The organism is Desulfitibacter sp. BRH_c19 (assembly GCA_001515945.1).
Lineage (GTDB): Bacteria > Bacillota > DSM-16504 > Desulfitibacterales > Desulfitibacteraceae > Desulfitibacter.
Genome location: LOER01000031.1, coordinates 66653 through 73383, shown reverse-complemented (window position 1 = coordinate 73383; position 6731 = coordinate 66653). Strand labels below are relative to the sequence as shown.

The following is a 6731-nucleotide window of genomic DNA, read 5'->3' as shown; positions in this document are numbered from 1 at the left end:
TCCCGTAGGAGTCTGGGCCGTGTCTCAGTCCCAGTGTGGCCGTTCACCCTCTCAGGCCGGCTACCCATCGTCGCCTTGGTGAGCCGTTACCTCACCAACTAGCTAATGGGACGCGGGTCCATCCATTATCGGAAGCTTCTACAGAGAGGCCTCCTTTTCTTACTCTATGATGCCATAGTGTAAGCTTATCCGGTATTAGCTCCAGTTTCCCGGAGTTGTCCCGGTTTAATGGGTAGGTTACCCACGCGTTACTCACCCGTCCGCCACTAACTTCTTAAGTGTCCTCCCGAAGGATTCTTCTTAATCAGTCCGTTCGACTTGCATGTGTTAAGCACGCCGCCAGCGTTCGTCCTGAGCCAGGATCAAACTCTCCAGTTAATATTTGAACTAACTTTCGTTAGTTACTAACTTTATTAGTTTGATCTAGCTTAGCTTAAATCGGACTTTTTGTTGTCCATTAATTTTATTACTGTTATTTCAATTAACGGGTCTAATTCTTATCACTGTTCAATTCTCAAAGATCATTGGCCTCATCGGCCGGAACTCTAGTTTAACATTTCTTCGTCCTCTTTGCAACTGGTATTTCTTGGTGATTCTTAGATATTCAAGTTGCCGAGTTCAGACGACTTATGTAATATAACACGTTTTTACTTAACTTTCAAGTAGAAATTTATTATCCTATATAACATTTTAGAAAACTAAGGCAACCAACTAGTAGAAAGTGGTTGCCTTAGTTATTAGTTTTCCTTAGGTCTCATGGTCGGGAATAAAATAACATCTCTGATTGATGGGCTATCTGTTAACAACATTACTAGTCTATCAATTCCAATACCCAAACCACCAGCTGGTGGCATACCATATTCCAAAGCTTTTACAAAGTCATCATCCATACGTTGAGCTTCTTCGTCACCTTTGTCCCTTAATTCCATTTGCTTTTCAAATCTATCTTTTTGGTCTATGGGATCATTAAGCTCAGAAAAAGCATTTGCTAATTCTCTATTTACCACAAAGGCTTCAAAACGATATGTAAAGCCTTCATTTCCTTCTATCTTTTTGGCAAGTGGAGAGATCTCGATTGGGTAGTCCTTAATAAATACAGGTTGTACAAGGTTAGGTTCAACTTTCTCTTCAAATATCAAATTTAGTATTCCACCTTTTGTTGCACCCTTTTCTACCCCAATACCTAGTTTTTCAGCAGCCGTTATTGCTTCTTCTACAGTTTGCCATTCATTGTAATCTACATTAGCATACTTTTTCACAGCGTCAATCATAGTAATACGTTCCCATGGAGGAGTTAAGTCGATATCCTCTCCCTGATAATTGACTATCGTATCTCCCAAAACTTCATTTGCAATATAAGCAATCATATTCTCGGTAATTTCCATCATGTCTTCATAATCAGCATAAGCTTGATAAAGCTCCATCATTGTGAATTCAGGATTGTGTTTGGTAGACATACCTTCATTCCTAAAGTTTCTACCTATTTCATATACTCTTTCCATTCCACCAACTAACAATCGCTTTAAATGTAGTTCCAACGCTATCCTCATATACAGTTCCATGTCTAGTGTATTGTGATGGGTAATAAATGGCCTTGCAGATGCACCACCAGGAATAGTATGAAGTGTGGGAGTTTCCACTTCAAGAAATTCTCTATTATCCAGAAATCTTCTCATAGCTTGGATTATCCTAGTCCTTTTAATAAATACATCCTTGACACTAGGATTGACAATTAGATCTAAATACCTTTGGCGATATCTCAAATCAACGTCTTTTAGGCCATGCCACTTTTCAGGCAAGGGCTGTAGTGATTTAGTTAATAGGCTTAATTTATGTACCTCAACTGTCACTTCTCCACGGCGTGTTTTGAAGATAGTGCCCTCAACTCCTATTATGTCACCAATATCCATCTTTTTAAATAAAGCATATACTTCTTCACCAAGATTATTTAACTGTGCATAAATCTGTATTTGTCCTGATAAATCCTGTATATGTCCAAAGCTTGCCTTACCTTGAACCCTTTTTGTCATTATACGTCCAGCTATTTGTACTGGCTGTCCATCCAAAACTTCAAATTTTTCTACAATCTCTTCAGCTTTATGGGTAATATGAAATTTCCCTCCAAATGGATCTATCCCATTTTGTTTAAATTCATTTAGTTTTTCTCTTCTGATCTGTATAAGTTCATTAAACTCCATTTCCATTGATTACTTACCCTCCTTATTTATATGCAATGCTTTTAGGCCTTGGGACATGTCATTGTTCAATTTCCATTAATGAACCTTCTGTCCATAATCCATATATTAACAGGAACTATCTTTGTAAAATAAATTCAGGACTCACGGTAACTAACCGCAGCCCTGTAATTATGTCGTTGACTTACTTGGAAATCTGCATGATTTCGTATTTTAAAGTGCCTACAGGAACTTCTACTTCCACAACTGAACCACTTGTATGTCCTATAATTGCCTTGCCTACTGGAGATTCATTTGAAATTTTTGAATCTAATGGGTCTGCTTCCATTGAACCAACAATTACATATTCAAATTCATCGCCAGATTCTAGATCCTTTAATAATACTTTAGAGCCAACACTAACAGCATGAGTATCAACTGCATCAGAATCAATTAGTTTAGCATTACGTAATTTTTTCTCCAATGTTAATATTCTGCCTTCAATAAATGCTTGTTCGTGTTTAGCATCTTCATACTCGGAATTTTCACTGATATCCCCAAATTCCCTGGCTTGTTTTATTCTTTCCGCAACTTCTTGTCTTTTAACCGTTTTAAGGTGAAGTAGTTCTTCCTCTAATTTCTTAAGACCCCCAACAGTTAGAATTACATCTTTTGTAGACATACTTAACTCTCCTTTTTAGTCATCTCAAAAAAGCAGTGCTACAATAATACTACTTATTATATCTATATTTCAAAATAAAATTACTTAAAAACATTAAAACCCCCTAATTATTATAACAACAAGCACCATTATTTTATAAATAATAGTGCTTGCTCTCTGTCTTTATGGCTATTATAATGACCTTCCTAATAATTGTCAAGAAAAGTATTCAGTATTATTTGTCAAATTTGGCCTAAACCTATATTTGTATAGCCTCTTTGACATTTTGCCTACTAAAATACTTCACTCGTTCAATAACTTCCGGCTTAACTATTTTCTCAAAGCTTCTAAAACCAGCTAATTTAAAACCATGTTTTTTGGCTAATTTATGTATTTCATCTACCTGTTTAATGGTTATTTCTCTGCCTAACGTAAAAGAGGTCCACTTTTTTTCTAAAGTTAATATCATAGTCTCTGCCATACAGGCTAATGCTAATTTTGGAGGATATCCAAAATTAAAATTAAAATTCACATTACCTGGAACTTCAACTAGCCCACCTTCTATAACAAGTACATCATCTCTTGTCTCTGCTACTTTTTTTGAAACATCTCGAGGTCTCGCAACATCACAGACCAAAGCACCCGGTTTTAGCTTCTCAGGGTTTATAACACAGTCAACTGATGAAGTCACTGTTATTATAATATCGGCAGTTTTTATTGCTCTCTCTGCTTGGGTAGTTATTTTAGCTGCCAAACCCGTTTCCCTGAAAATTTTAGATGATAATCTTTCTAATTTTTTTATATCTCGGGAAACTAATGTTAAATATCCGCACTTTCTTGCCATCATCTGAGCACAAACTTTTCCAATTGAGCCGTTAGCGCCGATAATCACAACTTCTGATGCTCTAATATCCTTACCTAACAACTGAGCTGCTTTTTCAGTTCCTTCCATAGCAGTAGCAACTGTATAACTATTTCCAGTAGTAACAGGAATATTTAGGTTCTGGGCAACAGTATAGCCCGCATCCCCCACAACAGAAGTCATGGCTCCAAGGCCTAGTATTTTAGCACCTAGTTTTTCGGCCATTTTTCCTGTCCTTATTATTTTATTAATTACTACGTCAACAGGCAAATCCCTCATCTGCTTACTAGTCAAAGTACATCCAATAAAATTTCCTAACACCTCTATCCCATTACTCTTGGATCTTATACCAGTTATTTCCGATGTCATAATGGGTGGTAAGTGATAAATTATTTTATCAAGCATCCTATCAGGAAGTCTTTTAAGTAAAGAAAACTTTCTTGCTATATCTGAACTATCAATTGGATGTATCATAAAAGCAAATCTATCCATGTGTAACCTCCTGTCTTTGAGATATATCCTGCTGTTGTAACCATTTTACATGGGGCACAAAATCTAATTTATCAAGTAAATTTACATATTCATTACTAGATAATTCTCCGTCCTTGCCTGATAAAGCAACTAATGCTGCTTCCATAACATTTGTTCCAAAGGATCTACCATTTAAATGAGGTGTAGTAGTAACCAATAACGAAACACCTTTATCTTTTAGCTCTTGAATATCATCCTTGGTAACAGTATTTGTAATTATCATTTTTCCTTCTAATGTAAGGGGCATATGTTTTCTAATAAAATGATAATCTCCAGCTATCACATCAGCCTCATCATAGAATCTTTTATACTTATTATTAGCCTTAAATACTTCTTGTTTTTTACCTGTAGGATATAATAACTTAAATGGTAATTGCACTACAATAGGAGCGATAATTCTTGCCACCTTATCCAATGCACTTAATGAATGTAAAGGTATTGATACTCCTAAAGCAAAAATTAAATCTCCATAGGTTACGTTTGCCCCTACTTCTTCTAAAGTTTCTGCCATACCAAACCTATCCATGCCACAAACCATCAAAACTTTTTTGTTTGTAAAATCAATTCCTTCACTTGTATTAAGGTAGTTAATAGTCCTTCTTTCTAGTGTATTTTTTAGTCCGCTACCGTCCACAATTGGAGTCTTCTTAGCATTTTTGGCTATCTTAGCAGAGTCACGGAAGGTATACCTTTTGCTTCCTGCAAATACATATAAATCAGTTCCACCAAGCCCAAAACAGTCAACCTTCCCATCCAATTCTAAAACCATTTCTGATGCTTTTTGCAAACTACCATCAGTCCCAATTCGTTCAATTAATAGCTTTTCTCCCAAAACATCTATTTCAGCGGCATGATTTCTTTTTGATGAACCAATACTTACACTCACTACTTTTTTCAACCCTACCACTCCCTATAGATTCATTGTGGAAAATATATTCTGGATAATTTTCATGTCTATTAATTTATCACATTCAATAGGTGACTTGCCGATCTCTACGCCAATTACTTCTTTATCAACCAAGGCTTCGCATAATTTAATTCTATAATTTGAACCTATAACAATAATTACATCACAGGATCTTAATCTAGAAATAATATCCATAACTTCATTAAATAGCTCAATACCTTGTTTTTCTTTTACAAAACTCCACCTTTCCTCGTCTGTCATCAGGAGCATAAAATCTACCCCTTCTTCTTTCAAATATTGCTCCAACTCTAATTTGTTTTCAATTGGAAAGGCAACAACACCTATTTTTCTACCTTTTCTAATTTCACCTAGTTTCTCCAATCTTGAAATAAAAGGTCTATCTAATCCCATCATATTTGCAACCTCTTGTTGGGATAAACCTTCAGATCTTAAATGTAAAGCTTTTTCTATTATCGAGGAAATTTTTCTTTTACTTAGAACTTTATCTCCAATTCTCATAACATCCATAACGGTCTCCTCATATTGTGCACAAAATTGTATACATTTATAATAACAAAATTTTAGAGTATACGCAAATAAAGTTACCCGACATATTCAGACAGGTAACTTAACTGTATTCGTCATAATATTTATTAAGTTTTTCTAATACCAGGTAAGTACTGTCCAGACTATTTATTTCTTGTCGCATTCTAGTTGCAGTTCTTAAACCCTTAAAATACCACGCTAAATGTTTTCTCATTTGTTTAACAGCTAACTCATTACCCTTTTCCTCTATAATCATTTTGTAGTGTCTTATACCCATATCTATTCTTTCTTTTGGAGATGGTAGTGGTAAAAGCTCCCCTGTCTCTAAATACGTGATAGTTCTTTTGAAAATCCAAGGGTTGCCCATAGCCCCCCTCCCGATCATTGCAAAGTCACAACCAGTTTCTGCAAGCATATTTTTCGCATCTTCTGGTTCCAATATATCTCCATTCCCAATTACAGGTATCTTTACTGAATTCTTAACCTGTTTTATTATATTCCAATCAGCCTTACCTTTATAATACTGACATCTTGTTCGTCCATGTACAGTAATGGCTGCTGCACCAGCTTTTTCAATGAGGCCCGCTATTTCAACTGCATTAATTGTTTCTGGACTCCAACCAGCCCTTATTTTCACAGTAACTGGCACTCTTACAGCTTTACAAACTGCTTCAACTATCTTTACAATCAAGATCGGATCTTTCATTAAAGCAGACCCTTCATTATTCTTTACTATCTTAGGTGCAGGACACCCCATATTAATATCTATCAGCTGCGGCTCCTTTTTTTCCACTATACGAGCAGCTTGTGCCATAATTTCCGGGTTTGACCCAAATATTTGTACTGCTATAGGTGGTCTCTCTCCATCTATATTAAAAAGGCTAAATGTTTTATTATTGTTATGGATAAGGGCATTAGCGCTTACCATTTCCGTAAAGGCAAGCGCACACCCGTTTTCCTTTGCTAATGTTCTAAAAACTTTGTCACTAACACCTGCCATTGGTGCTGAAACAATTTGATTGTCTAGGTTAATTGTTCCAATTCGCATAT

6 protein-coding genes and 1 rRNA gene are annotated in these 6731 nt (G+C 35.8%); all 7 read right to left on the bottom strand.

Annotation, left to right across the window (positions count from 1 at the left end):
* Window positions 1-378 (bottom strand): 16S ribosomal RNA (locus APF76_15845); the annotation flags it as partial.
* Between the two features lie 359 nt (window positions 379-737).
* Entirely contained in the window at window positions 738-2204 is a 1467-nt protein-coding gene (locus APF76_15840) for a lysine--tRNA ligase (GenBank protein KUO50766.1), read from the bottom strand.
* A 175-nt stretch (window positions 2205-2379) separates the two neighbouring features.
* Window positions 2380-2856: a transcription elongation factor GreA gene (locus APF76_15835; protein KUO50765.1), complete on the bottom strand. Its 477-nt coding sequence runs from the start codon at window positions 2854-2856 to the stop codon at window positions 2380-2382.
* Between the two features lie 238 nt (window positions 2857-3094).
* Window positions 3095-4189, bottom strand: a complete 1095-nt coding sequence (locus APF76_15830; GenBank protein ID KUO50764.1) for a shikimate dehydrogenase — start codon at window positions 4187-4189, stop codon at window positions 3095-3097.
* Window positions 4182-5126: a quinate 5-dehydrogenase gene (locus APF76_15825; protein KUO50763.1), complete on the bottom strand. Its 945-nt coding sequence runs from the start codon at window positions 5124-5126 to the stop codon at window positions 4182-4184. The genes APF76_15830 and APF76_15825 overlap by 8 nt, the downstream gene beginning before the upstream one ends.
* 12 nt (window positions 5127-5138) lie before the next feature.
* Window positions 5139-5663, bottom strand: a complete 525-nt coding sequence (locus APF76_15820) for a transcriptional regulator (GenBank protein KUO50762.1) — start codon at window positions 5661-5663, stop codon at window positions 5139-5141.
* A gap of 100 nt (window positions 5664-5763) precedes the next feature.
* A complete protein-coding gene (locus APF76_15815) occupies window positions 5764-6729 on the bottom strand; it encodes a nitrogen fixation protein NifR (protein KUO50761.1) in 966 nt (321 codons plus the stop codon).
* Window positions 6730-6731 lie beyond the last annotated feature (2 nt).